We start from the raw sequence: 16,702 nt of genomic DNA on the forward strand, positions 1-16,702 counted from the left end.
AAACGACGCTAATTAATTGCGCTGACCACGCAAAAAACAAAGCCAGCAATATGCTGGCTTTTTAATTGGGGCTGTCGATAATACTTAAATACGAGTTAACCAGCCATGTTTATCGGAAGCTTTGCCCCACTGAATATCATTTAAGGCCTGGCGCAGTTTTAAGGTAACCGGGCCACCCTCGCCGCTACCCACTTTATGCTCGGTGCCATCGGCAATCAGGGTGCCAACCGGTGTTAACACGGCTGCTGTACCTGATAGTGCCGCTTCTGCACCTGGCTTAGCGGCGCGCTCGAGCAACTCGCTCACGCTCAGCTCGCGCTCTGATACCGTCATGCCCATGTCGCGGGCCAGGGTTAACACAGAATCCCGGGTTACCCCATGCAAAAAGCTGCTATCAAGTGCTTTGGTAATAATTTCATTGCCGTCAATCAGCATAAAATTGGCTGCACCGGTTTCCTGTACATCACCACCCGGGCAAAACAGTACCTGGTCGGCCTGGACACTGGCACGGGCTTTTAAAATGGGTTGCAGCGCACTGGCGTAGTTACCGCCACTTTTTACCATACCCATATGGGCAGCGCAGCGGGCACCATTTTGCTCCAGCAATAAGCGCAGCGGCTTGCTACCACCGGCAAAATAATCACCTACCGGCGATAATAAGACATACAGCATAGAGCTGGCCGTAGGCGCCGCTGCCTTACCAATGGCGGCCTCGGTACCAATATGGGTAGGCCGGATATACATAGAGCCCGGTGGCTCTGGTACATCGCTGGCGTATTGGCTGACTATATCAACAATCATCTGGCTTAACGTTGCAGCGTCTGGCTGGGGTAGCGATAATAATTTGCTGCTTTGAATTAAACGGGCAACGTTTTTTTCCATCCGGAATAAATTAATTGAACCATCACTGTGTTTAAACGCTTTTAAGCCTTCAAAGCAGGTGCTGGCATAATGCAGTACATGGGCGCCCGGGTGCAGGCTGATACTGTCTGCAGCAACAATTTGCGGGGTGCTCCAGGCGCCCTGCTCAAAACGGGTTAATGCCATTTGTGGCATAAATACACTACCAAATGCAGCCATTTTTGTTTCCTGTTGTTTGTCTTTTATAAATTATTGGGTGCCGCCAACGGTCATTGCATCCAGTTTCAGGGTTGGCTGACCAACCCCTACCGGCACGCTCTGTCCCTGCTTACCACATACGCCAACACCGGTATCCAGCGCCAGATCGTTACCAACCATCGACACTTGCTGCATCGCTGCCGGGCCATTGCCAATTAAGGTTGCGCCTTTAATTGGGCTGGTTATTTTGCCGTCTTCAATTAAATAGGCTTCTGAGGCTGAAAACACAAATTTACCCGAGGTAATATCTACCTGACCACCGCCAAAGTTTGGCGCATAAATGCCTTTTTTAACACTGGCGATAATTTCAGCCGGGTCGTGTTCACCAGCCAGCATGTAAGTGTTGGTCATGCGTGGCATTGGTAAATGGGCGAATGATTCGCGCCGGCCATTACCGGTAGGGTCTACACCCATCAGCATCGCATTATGTTTATCCTGAATATAGCCTTTAAGGATGCCTTTTTCGATCAACACGTTGTGTTGACTTGGCACGCCTTCATCGTCAACATTCAGTGAGCCACGACGATGCGCAAGGGTACCGTCATCAACAATAGTGCAAAGCTTTGATGCCACCTGCTGGCCAATTTTGCCGCTGAAATTAGAAGAACCTTTACGGTTAAAGTCGCCCTCAAGGCCGTGCCCTACTGCTTCGTGCAGCAGCACGCCAGGCCAACCTGAACCCAGTACTACCGGCATAGTGCCCGCCGGAGCGTCAATTGCCGTTAAGTTAACCTGAGCCATCCGCACCGCATCACGGGCATATTGCTGCCAGCGTGGTTGTCCGTTTAGCGGCTCAGTAAAATACAAATAATCGGTACGGCCACCGCCGCCTGCACTGCCCCGCTCGCGCCGGCCATCCTGCTCCAATAATACCGAGCAGTTCAGCCGCACCAGCGGCCGGATGTCGGTAGCAAAGGTACCGTCACTGGCGGCGACTAATACTTCTTCGTACACGCCAGACAAACTGACCATAACCTGCTCGGCCCGGTTATCGAGAGTACGAATAAAGGCTTCAATCTGATTAAGTAGCGCAACTTTTTCGGTATTGCTAAGGCTTTGCAGTGGCTCGCACGGCAGGTAAATATTACTGTTACCGCTTTTACTAAACGCCTTTACCCGGCCCTGCTGGCCATGGCTGGCAATACCCCGGGCCGCACCGGCAGCCTGCTGCAGGGCAGCGGCACTAATGGTGTCGGCATAAGCAAAACCGGTTTTCTCACCACTTATGGCGCGTACGCCAACTCCGCGTTCAATATTAAACGAGCCGTCTTTTACCAGGCCGTCTTCCAGCACCCAGGATTCATGCACACTGGATTGAAAATACAGATCAGCATAATCGAGCTGATGACCAAACAAATAGCCAAGGGTGTGCTCTAAATCTGTCATGCTAAGATCGGAAGCGGTAATTAAATTCTGTTCAACTGCATTCATTATTTAAGCTCACTGTTAAAACGATTATGCTGGTGTACCGGCATTTTCTGGCCAAGTTGCTGACACAAGCTGATATCAATCTGGGCTGACACCCAGCCAGGGCCCGTTCCTGCGTCAGCCAAGACTTCGCCCCACGGGTCGATAATCAGGCTGTGACCATAAGTTTCGCGACCATTAGCATGAACGCCAGTCTGGTTCGCCGCCAGCACAAAACATTGGTTTTCAATAGCCCGGGCTTTTAATAACGTATGCCAGTGTGCCGCACCGGTTAGCCGGGTAAAAGCCGATGGGACGGTTAGTACCTGCATACCGTTAGCTGCTAATGCCTGCATCAAGCCTGCAAAGCGCACATCATAACATATACTCAGCCCCAGTTTCAGATCAGGCAGTTGGCATAAACTAATCTTTTCGCCGGCTAAGGTGGTTGCCGATTCCCGGTAACTGCCGGTGTTGTCAGCCACACTGACATCAAACATATGCAGTTTCTGATAATCCGCCAATAGCTGCCCTGTGGGGCTGTAAACCAGTGAAGATGCCGCGAATCGTTGCGGGTCATTGGTTGTTGTGGGCTGACTGCCGGCCACCAGATAGACCCCAAACTCACGGGCCAGTTGCTGACAGCCTTGTTGTATCGGGCCCTCACCAATAGCGGCCTGATGTGCCAGCTGCAGTTTATCGCCGCCACCGAATACCGCAAAACATTCGGGCAACAGCACCAGATGCTGCTGTGCTGTTGGTAACTGTTGCAGGTAGTGCTTTACTGCTGCCAGATTGGCCGCCGGGTCCGGCACGCTGGTCAGCTGTATGGCCGATAAACGCCAGTTAGTCGCCACGGGGTTGCTCCTCTGCGTCGGGTGCGGGTTCAGGTTTAGCAATCCTTACCGGAACCGGCACCTCAGTACTATGTCGATTCACCTCGGTAATGACCGGCTGAGCAAGAGTACCGGTAACGGTGAAGTTTATCCGCGAGATCACTTCGGCCGATTGAAACACTTCATCCAATGCCAGCGCAGCCAGTCCCGTCGCCGGGTTTACCATCCAGGCAATAATTACCGGCAAACTGGAGGTTACTTTGGGCGAAAAAGACATTTGATAATCCAGTTTATTGCTGACCAAATCGGCATATCCCTGAATGGCCAGGTTACCAGGCACGCCGTCGATGATGGTATCACTGGTTTGCACCACCCCTTTCTGGATAGCCAGCGCTCCCACCATTTTGTTGTAGAAAAACCCTTTTGAAAATACATCGCGAAAATCCAGCCGCAATTTACGCACCAGCGAATCAAGGCTGAATATGGAAAAAAGCCTTGAGCCCTGATCGCTCACTTCAGTCAGGGCACCTTCGCCAAGGTTGAATTGCACCTGACCGTTCAGGCTGGCAAGGTCAAACTGGTTTGGCGCAGCAGGCCAGTTCAGGTCAAAATTTATCTCAGCCCGGCTACCACTGATACCAGTTGTCAATTGAAATTCATTTAACAGCTGCCCCAGATTAGCACTTTGGAACCGGCCGCTTAGCGTCGTTACCCCCAACTGCTGATCCGGAACCCAGCTACCCTGCATTACCAGTTCATTTTTTTTGTAGCGACTGTTGAATGTCGACAGTTGCCAGTGATCTCCCTGGCCAGCTGCAGCCATCTCCAGCTGACCGAACCGATAGTTGCCGACAGAACAGTCTTTACATTTTAAGGTCAAGGGAACCATGCTGAGTAAACTGTCTTGCAGCTGCGGCAAGATATCTTCTGTTATGATGCGACCGGCGGCTGCCAAATCATTGCTGGCCTCCACCGCGCCATCTTCGCTAGGGTCCGGTGGTATTGGGGCTGGCAGCGGTAAATGCAGATAATCCATCTCTATCTGCAACCCTTGTTGCTGCCAGTCGTGACTGAAAGACCAGCGGCTGGCTATTTCGGTGCCATGCAACCTTAACTGCCACGCATCCTGGCCAGGTTCCAGCTCAAATACGGTGTTTTGCAACGAGGTGCCCGCTACCAGCCTCAGTTCGGCAATGCTGCCGCGCACCCGACTTAATGCTGGCATTACCCCGTTTTGTTCCTGCTCTGCAGTTAACAGCTGCTCGGTTAACAGCTGTTGCCAGGGCAGCAATTCAGCACGGTCAAGCTCAACATCAATGGTAAAATCCGGACCACTAATACCCGCATTTACCTGGCCAAGGCTTAAATTAGCCCGCGCCACCCGGGCCGCCATATGGTCCAGTTCAGCGGTAAAGTAGAGCTTCTCTGCATAATTTACCGACAACACCCCCTGTTGACTGTCACCCTTTGCATTTACAGTAAGCTTAGCGGCACTGCCTGGGGCTTTTTGATAGGGTTCGGGCAGTGCTAACCCGGTTTTTGTCAGATCGGCGTTAAGCTCTGAGCGGTAGCTGAAATTATCTTGCTGCAAGTCTAAGGCTAATGCCAATTGCCAGTCCAGTTCACCACTGGCCAATGCTGTGGCATCTGGCCATAACGCCTGGATTACCTTACTGCTGGCGTTTTTAGCATCCGCATTTAACGTAAACAGGTAGTTGTCACCCTGCAGCTGGCCATCAATTGTGGCCGTAACTGGCAGCTCACGCCACTGGAACGTCAGCCCTTGTGCATTAACCCGGGCATCGTTAAATTTTACCCGCCCGCTTAACTGGCGCACGGCCAGCTGGGGTGCCATTAAATCCAGACTGATTTTTTCCAGAGCCAACTCTCCACTAGCCTGCACTGTTGGCTCACGCAACCCCACCTGAAGTTCAATATTTGCCCGGGCCGGGCCGCGTGGTGCCAGTTGCTGCAATACCTTGCCTAAATTAGCAGCCAGCGGCGAGACATTTATCAGCCCGGTCGCCTCGCTTAACTGCAGCGCACTATCAATTTCAATATTAAGAAATTCAGCATCGAGTAAATTAGGGATAGTCGCCTGCACCGTACCCTGCAAAGTGATGCCGCCGATGGTAGCCTGGTTGCTACTGATTTGCATTGAAGCATTTTCAAACCATAACTGACTGCTTAGCTGCTGAAGTGCTGGCCACTCTGGGTTAAATACAAAACTGGCGTCACTGACTACTGCTCCAACCTGAAATACCCCCTGACCTTCAGCAAAAGGATACAAGGCTGGCGCACCTTGCCACAATACGTTTGCCTGGCCTACCTGGCCATCAACAATCGCCTCAGTTAAGTAATCTCTTACCTGCTCTGGCATGTAACGCAGCGGTAAATACCGGCCAATATCGGCGGCACTGGCGTTGGTGACTGCAGCAAATAAACTCAACTCTGGCTGCTGTGCCAGGCGCCATTGCATTGTGGCGTTCAAGTTAAAATCGACTGACTGCAGCTGCAATGACGGTACTTGAATCTGCCAGATCCCATCACGACTTTGCCGGGCCAGCAGGTTCAGCTCAAGCTGCTGATAGGTAATGGGGGCACTGAACATCGTGTCCCAGCGTAATTCATTTTGCTGGCCGCGAAGCGTGATGCCAGCAGCAGCGGGGCTGGCCCAGAATGAGCCATTCAGTGCGCTCACGCCAGGCAAGTCTGTACTGTTTATTTTACTTAAATTGCTAAGCTGACCTTGTAATTGCCAGTTGTCATGACCTTGAAACTGCCACTGGGCAAAACGTAACTCACCATGCAGCTCAGTGGTTGTCAGACGAGAGAGTTGTGGTATCTCTTCACTAAGTAACTGACTCAGTGGGGCGAGCGCATCAAGTTTTAGCTGTTGCAGCTGACCATGCCAACCAGCGGCCTGCCGATGCAGCTGCACATTAAGATCAGGCCACAGTGTTTGACCGTCAGACAATGCTAACGCGCCTGAGTACAAAGACCAGCCGTCTGCTGTTGGGTGCCATAATAACTGGCCTGGGCCCAATTTCAACAACTTAGGCTGGCCTTCATGTTGCCAGCTTAGGCTGTTATCGGCCAGTTCAATCTGGAACCGCTGCAACTCGCCAGCATCAACCCTGCCCCAGGCCTGAAAATTGATATCAGCCTGATCCAGCCGACCTGCTTCGGGTAATGCTTGCTTAAACCAGGGTAAAATATCCAGTTCGCGACTTTCCAGAAAAATCTGGCCAAATGCCTTATCTAAACTCGGCCCGTACAAATCGATAATAAACGACAAGGTATTGCCAGTGATATCCGCTACGGCCAGCTGCCCTATCCCCTGGTGGTGTTCACCATCATTGCGCCAGTCCAGCTTATCTACCGAGATGACAATATCGTCGCTGCCGCTGGCCGTTAAGATCAGCTCGCTGTCCAGCAGGGTAAAATGATTAAGTTGCCGAAAAAACAAGTGCTCCAGCGCCGTTATTGTTGGGGCCGTATCCAGTGGCTGATTGCGCTGCGGGCGGCTGAGTAACTTACTGCTTTGCACCGCATAACGCAGACCTCTGAGTTCAAAATGCTCAGCCCGTAACTGCATGCTGCGCAAACTTTGCCAGAAATTAAAACGGACCCGGGTTTGCTTTATCTGCAGTTGCAATTCCTGTTGCGAACTCCCTAATTGCATGTCGTTCAGCACCATGGCCGGACCAAGCTTTTGCCAGCCGGCACTGACTTCCGCTATCTGAACTGAGGTTCCGAGCTGACTGGCTAGCAAGTTTTCCAGATGATGTTTGTAACTATCGGAATAAGGCAGGGCCAGCCGCAACACAGATACTAAGGTAGCAAGCAGCACCAAACCTATGGCCAGTAAAAGCCAGATTTTATGTAAACAATAGAAACAGACACGCGTTGCTTTTTGCACTACATCATCACCACATCAAATTGCTCCTGGGTGTACATGGGCTCACCATAAATTGTGATTTGTTTACCGATAAATACCTGCAGCTCTGCCAGGCTATGAAATTCGTCGGTGGTCAGTGCGTCTTTTACTACCGGCGATACGTATACGGCAAATTTATCGGCCGCATAGGCCCGGTTAACCCGGACGATTTCCCGCAAAATTTCAAAACACACTGTTTCGACCGTTTTTAATGTGCCACGGCCTTTACACACCGGACATTCAGAGCACAGAATATGTTCCAGGCTTTCCCGGGTTCTTTTGCGGGTCATTTCAACCAGACCCAGTGCCGAAAAACCATGAATGTTAGTTTTTGCCCGGTCCCGGGCCAGCGCCAATTCCAAGCTATGGTATACCCGGCGCTGATGTTCGGTACTTTGCATGTCAATAAAATCGATAATAATAATACCGCCGAGGTTTCGCAATCTTAGCTGGCGGGCTATAGCCTGTGTTGCTTCTGTGTTGGTATTAAATATAGTTTCTTCCAGATTACGATGGCCAACAAAAGCACCGGTGTTAACGTCAATCGTGGTCATCGCTTCGGTTTGATCAATGATCAGGTAACCGCCGCTTTTCAGAGGTACCTTGCGCTCTAGCGCCCGCTGAATTTCATTTTCGACATCGAACATATCGAAAATAGGTCGCTCGCCGGGGTAATATTCCAGCAGCGGCGAAATATGTGGCATAAATTCTTCGCAAAACGCAGTAAGTTGCTGATAAGTAATTTTAGAGTCTATGCGTACCCGTTCCAGTTCACTGCCAACAAAATCACGTAATATCCGGTAACATAGGGTAAGGTCTTCATAAACCACGCCCTCTTTGCGGGTTTTTTGCTTACGTTTAACAATTTTACTCCAGAGTTTCTTCAGAAACCTGGCGTCCTGCACCAGCTCGTCGGCGCCGGCGCCTTCGGCTGCAGTGCGAACAATAAAACCACCACTGTCATCCAGACAGTCGCTGACAATATCTTTTAAGCGTTTACGCTCCGCTTCTGTTTCTAAACGCTGGGAGACACCAACATGATTGGAGTCGGGCATAAATACCAGATAGCGGGATGGCAGCGTAATATCAGTGGTTAAGCGGGCGCCTTTGGTACCCAGCGGATCTTTTACTACCTGTACCAGTAAATGCTGACCTTCCCGCACTAACACCCTAATGTCTTTACTGACCGCAGGTTTGCTGTCCTGCTCGGTACTTTCATTATGCTGGACAATGTCAGAAGCATGTAAAAAAGCAGCCTTATCCAGGCCGATATCGACAAACGCGGCCTGCATACCTGGCAATACCCGGCTCACTTTACCAACATAAATATTGCCTACCAGGCCCAGTTTTGCCTGACGTTCAATGTGCAATTCCTGCAACACACCGTTTTCAATCAGTGCCACCCGGGTTTCAGTGGGCGTAACGTTTAACAGTAGTTCTGCACTCATGCCTGCTCCTGCCAGTTACGTAATAAAAGATCAGTTTCGCATAAGGGCAAACCCACAACAGCACTGTAACTGCCACTTATGTGACGAACAAAACGACCGCCCTGGCCCTGAATTCCATAACCACCGGCTTTGTCGCAGGGCTCGCCAGTTTGCCAGTAAGCGGCAATATCAGAGGCGCTAAGCTCACGGAAACATACCTCAGTACTGACTGAACAGGCGCTGCTGTTGTTTTTTCCTACCAGCGCTACTGCCGTTATAACCTGATGACAACGCCCTGACAGCAATTGCATCATCCGGGTGAAATCTGCCTGATCAATCGGCTTACCTAATATATGCTGGTCGACAACCACAATGGTATCGGCACCCAATACCGGCAGCGCAAACTGCAATTGCAACGCGCCGGCCATCGCCTTAGCGTAAGCAAGTCTGGAAACATAATGCTGTGGGTTTTCATTACCCTGCAGGCTTTCATCAACATCTACTTTTACCAGAGAAAACGGTACGGCGATTTGCTGCAGTAGTTCACGACGCCGGGGCGAAGCTGATGCAAGAGCGATTTCTGGATACATGTTTTAAGGGTCTTAATGGTATTGAAGTATAAATTACTGGATCTTAAAACGCCGGCGATAGCGCCTTAACAACCAGAACAACCAGGGCCATACCAACATACCGGTTAATACCGGCCATAAATAAGCGGGTAAAAAATAGACGCCGGTTAAAAAATGGCTGAGCCAGAATAGCAGCAAATGGTACAGCGCTAAAAACAGGCCCAACAGTAAGGCTTGCTGGATCACTGAAAAGTTCCGGATCTTTAAATGATTGACCGCAACAATAAAGGTGACAACCGAGAATGCCAGGGCATTAACACCAAGCACGGTGCCTACCAGCACATCAGTCAGAAACCCCAGCACAAAAGCTGTAAGAATATTTACCCGCCCTGGTAACGCCAGGGTCCAGTACATAACAACCAGTAACGCCCAGTCTGGCCGGAATAATTTAACCTGTTGTGGCATTGGCATTACCGTTAACAGCAAGGCGACCAGCAGCGACAAATAAATAAAACCAAGACCGTTGCTTCTGCGCATTAGTTCAGTTCCTCCTGCTCAAACAAATTGTCGAGCTGGGCGCCGGGCCATAACAGCAACACATGGCGGATCCGATCGAGCTGCGCATAAGGTTTGGCATAAACCGTCATAAAAGGCTGACTTTCATCTGTTTGTACCCGGGTAACCTCTGCTACCGGGTACCCTTCCGGAAACAAGCCATCCAGCCCGGACGTCAGTAAGCGGTCGCCAACCCGGATATCCGCACTCTGTGGTAAGTGGATCACCCGCAGTAAATCCCATTGTCCCAGTCCCTCGGCCACAGTGCGGATGCCGGTACGCTCAGCCCGGACAGAAATTGCATGGGTGTTATCTGAAATAAGTAAGGCCCGGCTGCTGGTAGGGCCAACACTGACAATCTGGCCTACCACGCCACTTTCGTCAATCAGTGGCTGATGGACAGTAACACCATCATTCTTGCCCTTATTTAGTACCACCTGATGGCTAAACGGATGACTGTATACTGCCAGTATTTCAGCTACCAGCCGCTGTCCATCCGCTAATGGCGCGGAACCGAGTAAGGCACGAAGTTTGATATTTTCCTGCTGCAAATAGCCTAACAGCTGCAACTGGCCATTCTGGCGCAGTAATGTTTCTTTTAAGCGGGCATTTTCATCCAGCAGACGCTGGTGCGACATAAACTGCTCACTAGCACCGGAGAGCAGTGTTTCAGGCAGACTGGCAATATAAAACAACGGACTGACCGCAGAGGTAAGAAAACTGCGAAGCTGGGTAGAACGCTCAGTATAGCGATCTACCACCATTAACCCGACACTACAAAGCACCGCCAGCAACAATCGTAATCCGAGCAACGGGCCCCGGCTGAAAATGGCGTTCATAACAACACTATTGTAGCAAGCGCACTATCACTCATAACTGAAGACATCACCACCGTGCATATCAATCATTTCCAATGCTTTGCCGCCACCGCGGGCGACACAGGTTAGCGGGTCGTCTGCCACTACCACCGGGATACCGGTTTCTTCCATTAACAGCCGATCCAGATCACGCAACAAGGCGCCGCCGCCGGTCAATACCATACCGCGCTCTGAAATATCCGACGCCAGCTCTGGTGGCGCCTGCTCCAGCGCAACCATCACCGCACTGACGATACCCGCAAGTGGCTCCTGCAGCGCTTCGAGGATTTCGTTGCTGGTCATGGTAAAGCTGCGTGGTACGCCCTCTGCAAGGTTACGGCCGCGTACTTCAATTTCCAGTACATCGTCGCTCGGATAAGCTGAGCCAATCTCGGTTTTAATCCGCTCTGCGGTTGCTTCACCAATTAAAATGCCATAATTACGACGAATATAGTTAACGATAGCATCGTCAAACTTATCGCCACCAATCCTTACTGAGGATGAGTAAACCACTCCATTTAACGAGATAATGGCCACTTCGGTAGTACCACCACCAATATCGACCACCATGGAACCTGTTGCTTCTGATACCGGCAAGCCCGCGCCAATGGCGGCAGCCATAGGTTCGTCAATCAGATACACTTCACGGGCGCCGGCACCCTGCGCCGATTCACGAATAGCCCGGCGTTCTACCTGAGTAGAACCACAAGGCACACATACCAGTACCCGCGGGCTAGGTCGTAAAAAACTATTGCTGTGCGCCTGACGGATAAAGTGTTGTAACATTTTTTCAGTAACATAGAAGTCGGCAATAACACCGTCTTTCATTGGCCGGATAGCTTTAATATTGCCAGGGGTACGGCCAAGCATCCGTTTCGCGGCATGTCCGACAGCGGCCACACTTTTCGGGCCACCGGCACGTTCCTGACGAATGGCAACTACCGATGGCTCGTTCAGCACGATGCCCTGATCTTTTACGTAAATAAGGGTATTAGCTGTACCTAAATCGATAGATAAGTCGTTTGAAAAGAGGCCACGCAATTTATTAAACATGTCGACGCCAGATCCTATTAACAAGTTCTCCGCCAGCAGAGGCACCATTGGCGGGCACACTGCTGGGTTTATACCGGAGGTAAAATCAGTTATCTGACTATTCTAAGTAAGTCTATGCCAAGAAAATAGCCTTTTATGACATTTTTCAGAAATTAATCAGTGTTATTGCGCAGTTTATCAGAGTAGCCTGTACTTACTTAGTTCAACGGTTCTAACTGATTGAAATCTGAGTACGACCTGAATACTAGAAGCGCTCACGCCAGTAAATTTGTCGCGGGTTCCCACGGTAACGACCAAACATAAACTCAGCAACGGGCGAGTTATTATAGTTGCCATCGTCGTTCCAGTCATATTGCAGCCAAACCGGTACCTGATAAGTCGCCTCTACCGTACCTGACGCGGCAGGTGCCAGTAGCAATAGCCCCCCTGCTGGTGTCTTACCGCTACTTATCGTTGCGGCATTGGCCGAAGCGGTAGTAAGGCTGTTACTCAGAGTAAGGTTAGCAGCACTGATCACACTGCAATTGTCAGCGGAGTTTGTGACAAAGCGACTGCCATCCCAGTATTCTGCCGTTAAGCTAACAGGCAAATCATCAAACTCCGGGCCAAAGCCATTGGCCATTTGCAACCGGCCGTAACGGATGTCGGTCTGCATCAGGGCGGCGGCATTACAGCTATTGTCACTGGCACAGGCAATATTACCGGTATTGGTATCAGGATTGGCGACCAGGCTGCCATCAGGGTCCAACACATTTAAGGCGATGCTTAGCGTTGAGAATGGACCGTCGGGAGCACCACTTAGCTGGCGATTAACCCGCAATTCCGTGGTGCTGAATGCTTGTTGACCTAAAGCCCAGCTGGCAAAACCACTGCTGGTCAATCTGTTGGTTAAATCAGTGCCATTGTCGGCATTTTCAGCCTGGAGTAATAACGTGCTGTTCGCAAAAGCACCGAAGTAGTTGCGGGTGCGCTGGCCCAACGTATTACGTGCCGTTAAGGTAAAGCCCAGCGCAAAAGGCTGCTGCATATAACTAAAACTAGCGCAAGCTGCGCTGCTACTGATATCACTAACGGCATAATCGGCTGGCACAAAACGTCCGGTAGCCTGACCGCTGGCTGCCGGCACCGGGCTGGTCATGCTTAAATAATTTATTGGCGCCGTATTAAACCTGAACACACCTACTTCAGTGACGCTTTGCTGCACCTGGGTTTGGCCATTGACGGCTCGCTGGTGCGCATAATTCACCAGACCCAGTGTGCCGGGCACCCCGGCAGGTGCCAGCAGGGTATGACTAAGACCAATAGTATTCTGTTGAAAATTCGGGGTTACCGGATTAGTACAAATATCAGTACTGCCGTCCTGCCAGGCGTGAGCACTGATGGTAAGTGGAAAGGTCTCGCCCGCTCGTTTAAATACCGGGCAACTGGCATCGGCAGCCAGACAATGTCCATCATTTTTAATACATAAACCTGCCGGACGGCGGATAAACTGGTCTGCCCCGTTTAACGCCAGGCCGTTATCATTATTTGCCGCAGTGCCACTGTAACGACCACTTAGCTGCACTTGACCTGCGTCGGCGTAATTGACCGTAATAACCGCTTCACCGTTCGCGTCAAAGTTTAGCGGAACTGCAGTCGGGCTGGTGTCACTGAAACTAATATTGGCGCCATTCACCTGCAGTGGCAATGATACCGGACGGGCAGCCGCCCCCGGCTCGATGTAACTCCCCCAGAAACCTACATTGCGACTGACATTGGCAAATTGCGGCACACATCGCTGGCTGACATCACTTTGCCGCACTGCTGCAACAGTGATATTGCTGGCAGGTTGGTTAGCAATACCATCGGGCACATTGAACACCAGCCCGGCACTGGCAAAACTGATATTACAGGCAGCGGTGCTTAGTGCGCTGGACCCGGCGCGGCATAAAGTCTGGCTTAGCGGTCGGGTAGCGGGTGTTGAACCGCTGATGCCAATCAGAGTGCTGCCGGCGACATTTCGGCGCAAATCAACGGTAGTCGTGCCACCACTAAAATTAAGCACATTGCCCCCGACCCAGCCGCCATTGGTAATGGTAGCCGGACTTAACGTTGCTCTGACCGGATCGGTAATCAATCGACTACAGCTGCTATTGGCACAGGCCCTCACCGTTAAGGTTTCAGGCTTACAGGTTAGTGCCTGACCACTGTAGTCAAATTCAAAATGGTCTATTTGCTGGCCTACCGGCGTGGAGCGCAGTGCACAAATACTCAGATTATCCAGCTCATGAATATTAGTTGAGCCGCCGGTTGAACCTGTTAGTGACAGAAAGAAATTCTCAGGTACGGCTGCCTGACCGGGCTCAGTGCGGGCATTAAATGGCGCTATTAATGTAATAAAACCAGTACCATGGTTTCGCTCAACCGATACCATGGTAGTACCCGGCGTTCTGGAATCAACGGTAAACCGGTAGCGATGCGGGTTGGCTTCATTGCCATCAACTCTGGGACTGAGGCAGCCACCGGCTGGGTTCGTCGCACCATTATTACAGGTACCGCGCAGATAGCGATAGCCAGTGGTGCCCTCGCCAGAGCCTCTTACCACCACGCTTTGCTGGCGCCGCCCCTTGCTGGCAGCACCGCCTTCGTTTGAAAAATTACCAAATTCGTCCAGGCCAAAACCTAACCAGCCACCCGCGAACCCTGGAATACCGGGTTTAAAACCGTAACCGAGCGGTCCACCAAAACTGCCGGGTTGCGGCGTTACAGTGGCATCAGACAGCACCACCGCCAGGCCATCTGCACCACTACCACCATAAGCGCGGTAATCGAATTCAACAATAACCAAGTTATCTGCCGCAGGGTAAAGTCGCTGATACGTCGCTGAGGTAGCCTGGTTTGCTACTGCCTGGGTCATTCGCAACCGGCCATTGACCACCTGAGGGGTAAAGCTTCCGTTACTGCGGGCGGTAACCCAGGTATCACTTAAGGACGCATCGCTAAAAGTGTCGGCCAGACACGTTAAACAAGTATCAGCCCGTTTGTTACCGTCGTAATTAAAGCCATCCCGTTGTGAAGTGTAGATTTGGTTTATTTCACTATTACTCAGTTTATTCCGGTAAAACAACACCTCGTCCATGCGGCCGCTAAATGTATCTGCAAAACTATTGGCTGCCTGCCACCATACACCCAATGCCATCCGGCTTACTTCCATATTGCCACTTTGTGCGGTCGTACACCCTACCAGTGCCGCATTCAGATAAAGACATATTTCCTCGCCACTGCGGGTAAACACCACGTGCAGCCAGGTGTTAGATGGTATTGTCGGTGGACTGGCAGAAAAACTGTGATACTCTCCCTTTATACCAGTGCGTATAGTATTGTCCGGGCTAAGATAGAGCTCAAATTCGTTGTTTCTAACGTTATTAGACGCTGAAATGATCTCCCGAAAACCTGAAGCGCTTTCCGGATAAATCCATAGCGACAATGAAAAGTTATCCTGCTCATTGAGTAGCGAGGCGGGCAGCTCGGCCCGGCTATTCGTATTACCATTGAATCTCACTGCCTGGTTAACTAACCCATCCACACGGGATAAGTTTAAACCAGCACCGGGATAATTACCGGTTAGCTCTGTCAGGACACTGTTGCTCTCATCAAAACATTGATCCAATGGATAATGCGCCCGCAATACAGCCGGTGGTAAAACGGCATCACATACCACGCCGCCGCGCAACAGAGGAATGGCGCCGGGTCGGTAATTTACCGTGCCAAAATTTGAAACACTCCCTTTCGCCGTCACGCCACCATTAACCACCGCGTTGTTGTTAAGCTGAACGGCGCCACCTGCCAATACAAAACCATTAATTACCGCATTGTTATTTAAAACCAGATTACCACTGACCACCAATATAAAATTTTGTGGCGGACCGCCGGAATTAAGTACGGCATTATTGCCAATGGTCAGATTACCATTAACGAATACGCGGCTGGTTGCACCAGAGGTTGTCCGGATCGTCCCATTATCAATGAAGTAACTGGCATTAGTGTCATAGTAGTAGTCTATTGCTGCCAGTGGCTCAGGAAAGCTCGGATTAGGGGTCGGTGGAAAAGGAATGCTAGCCGGTATCGGGCTATTACTGCGAATTGCCTCAGTCCAGATATCGCTGCAATTAATTGCCTGAACCTGCATGCTTATCAGGAGTAAAATACTAAAAAATAACCGCCTCATTGCCGCACCTCCAGCACAATACTGCGACTGGTAATAAATTCATTGGCGTTACAGCTGGCGCTGCTTTGCAATTGATAAAGCTGGCTAAGCTGCTCACTGCTAACTGCTTGTGCACTGCATTGCACCTGCGCTTGGCAACCAGTTAAACCAGCGCTATTAAAATTAAACGTCCAGTTTGCGCAGTTGCTGGTACCCGTGCGCGGGAATAACTCGGTTAACGCCAGCTCCATGCCGCTTTGCGCAGCAAATAACGCGCGGGTGCCTTGTACCTCATACACCACGCTGTCGCTGCTGCTTAACAGAATACGGGATAACGCCAGCACGATGGCCAACATCACCACAATTATAAACACCGCAACGACTAATGCACTGCCTTGTTGCGATGTTTTACTAAGCGCCCGCTCAAGGAACATTGGGAATATGTACCTCGTAATTAAAAAACATGTCGCTGGCCTGGCTCTGACCAAACTGTAGTAATAAATTCACCACGCTGTTACGGGTAAGCACAGCATTATCAATGGCAAAGCGCACCTGCTGTACATCGCTGGCCATTAAGTCCGAATTACCTAAAGGTGGTAAAGGTTGCGCCGCACTGTAACTGTAATTGCTGTACCGGCGAATACTGCGATCTACCGCATTAAAACAGTAACTTACCGGGCTGGGTGACAGTAAATAAAAACGCCTTTCAGGCGAGCCCAGCGGGAAACTATGGCTACTGGCAAGCTGCACAGT

The 16,702-nt window shown here is 50.8% G+C and carries 11 protein-coding genes and 1 pseudogene; all 12 read right to left on the reverse strand.

The features are described 5' to 3' along the window. Window positions 1-84: 84 nt before the first annotated feature. Window positions 85-1,107 (reverse strand): branched-chain amino acid aminotransferase, encoded by a 1,023-nt coding sequence (locus ABY802_RS12495; protein ID WP_372627481.1) that lies wholly within the window; start codon window positions 1,105-1,107, stop codon window positions 85-87. Between the two features lie 3 nt (window positions 1,108-1,110). Next, window positions 1,111-2,550, reverse strand: a complete 1,440-nt coding sequence (gene tldD, locus ABY802_RS12500) for a metalloprotease TldD (protein WP_372627473.1) — start codon at window positions 2,548-2,550, stop codon at window positions 1,111-1,113. Further along, on the reverse strand, window positions 2,550-3,383 hold the full coding sequence (locus ABY802_RS12505; RefSeq protein WP_372627474.1) for a carbon-nitrogen hydrolase family protein: 834 nt from the start codon (window positions 3,381-3,383) through the stop codon (window positions 2,550-2,552). The genes tldD and ABY802_RS12505 overlap by 1 nt, the downstream gene beginning before the upstream one ends. Then, complete coding sequence (locus ABY802_RS12510; protein WP_372627475.1) at window positions 3,373-7,284, reverse strand: YhdP family protein; 3,912 nt, start codon at window positions 7,282-7,284, stop codon at window positions 3,373-3,375. The genes ABY802_RS12505 and ABY802_RS12510 overlap by 11 nt, the downstream gene beginning before the upstream one ends. After that, window positions 7,284-8,750 carry a ribonuclease G gene (gene rng, locus ABY802_RS12515; protein WP_372627476.1) on the reverse strand — a complete coding sequence of 489 codons (1,467 nt, stop codon included), beginning with the start codon at window positions 8,748-8,750 and terminating at the stop codon, window positions 7,284-7,286. The genes ABY802_RS12510 and rng overlap by 1 nt, the downstream gene beginning before the upstream one ends. Beyond that, window positions 8,747-9,319 carry a nucleoside triphosphate pyrophosphatase gene (locus ABY802_RS12520; RefSeq protein WP_372627477.1) on the reverse strand — a complete coding sequence of 191 codons (573 nt, stop codon included), beginning with the start codon at window positions 9,317-9,319 and terminating at the stop codon, window positions 8,747-8,749. Before ABY802_RS12520 ends, rng begins: the two co-directional genes overlap by 4 nt. A gap of 33 nt (window positions 9,320-9,352) precedes the next feature. Next, window positions 9,353-9,835: a rod shape-determining protein MreD gene (gene mreD / locus ABY802_RS12525; protein WP_290610579.1), complete on the reverse strand. Its 483-nt coding sequence runs from the start codon at window positions 9,833-9,835 to the stop codon at window positions 9,353-9,355. After that, the gene (mreC, locus tag ABY802_RS12530) at window positions 9,835-10,692 is read right to left on the reverse strand and encodes a rod shape-determining protein MreC (RefSeq protein WP_372627478.1); all 858 of its coding nucleotides are present in this window, start codon (window positions 10,690-10,692) and stop codon (window positions 9,835-9,837) included. Before mreC ends, mreD begins: the two co-directional genes overlap by 1 nt. Before the next feature lie 27 nt (window positions 10,693-10,719). After that, on the reverse strand, window positions 10,720-11,763 hold the full coding sequence (locus tag ABY802_RS12535; RefSeq protein ID WP_019677307.1) for a rod shape-determining protein: 1,044 nt from the start codon (window positions 11,761-11,763) through the stop codon (window positions 10,720-10,722). Window positions 11,764-12,007: 244 nt separating this feature from the next. Continuing rightward, complete coding sequence (locus ABY802_RS12540) at window positions 12,008-15,970, reverse strand: DUF6701 domain-containing protein (protein ID WP_372627479.1); 3,963 nt, start codon at window positions 15,968-15,970, stop codon at window positions 12,008-12,010. Next, entirely contained in the window at window positions 15,967-16,383 is a 417-nt protein-coding gene (locus ABY802_RS12545) for a type II secretory pathway component (protein ID WP_372627480.1), read from the reverse strand. Before ABY802_RS12545 ends, ABY802_RS12540 begins: the two co-directional genes overlap by 4 nt. Beyond that, window positions 16,373-16,702 (reverse strand): annotated as a pseudogene (locus ABY802_RS12550) (prepilin-type cleavage/methylation domain-containing protein); the annotation flags it as partial. The gene ABY802_RS12545 and the pseudogene ABY802_RS12550, both read right to left, overlap by 11 nt.

The organism is Arsukibacterium sp., from assembly GCF_041616895.1.
Lineage (GTDB): Bacteria > Pseudomonadota > Gammaproteobacteria > Enterobacterales > Alteromonadaceae > Alishewanella.

What these genes read in the sequence shown, in the direction of transcription:
- tldD (WP_372627473.1), bottom strand. Translation starts at nt 2,550, where the DNA reads ATGAATGCAGTTGAACAGAATTTAATTACCGCTTCCGATCTTAGCATG.
- rng (WP_372627476.1), bottom strand. Translation starts at nt 8,750, where the DNA reads ATGAGTGCAGAACTACTGTTAAACGTTACGCCCACTGAAACCCGGGTG.
- ABY802_RS12520 (WP_372627477.1), bottom strand. Translation starts at nt 9,319, where the DNA reads ATGTATCCAGAAATCGCTCTTGCATCAGCTTCGCCCCGGCGTCGTGAA.
- mreD (WP_290610579.1), bottom strand. Translation starts at nt 9,835, where the DNA reads ATGCGCAGAAGCAACGGTCTTGGTTTTATTTATTTGTCGCTGCTGGTC.
- mreC (WP_372627478.1), bottom strand. Translation starts at nt 10,692, where the DNA reads ATGAACGCCATTTTCAGCCGGGGCCCGTTGCTCGGATTACGATTGTTG.
- ABY802_RS12535 (WP_019677307.1), bottom strand. Translation starts at nt 11,763, where the DNA reads ATGTTTAATAAATTGCGTGGCCTCTTTTCAAACGACTTATCTATCGAT.
- ABY802_RS12540 (WP_372627479.1), bottom strand. Translation starts at nt 15,970, where the DNA reads ATGAGGCGGTTATTTTTTAGTATTTTACTCCTGATAAGCATGCAGGTT.
- ABY802_RS12545 (WP_372627480.1), bottom strand. Translation starts at nt 16,383, where the DNA reads ATGTTCCTTGAGCGGGCGCTTAGTAAAACATCGCAACAAGGCAGTGCA.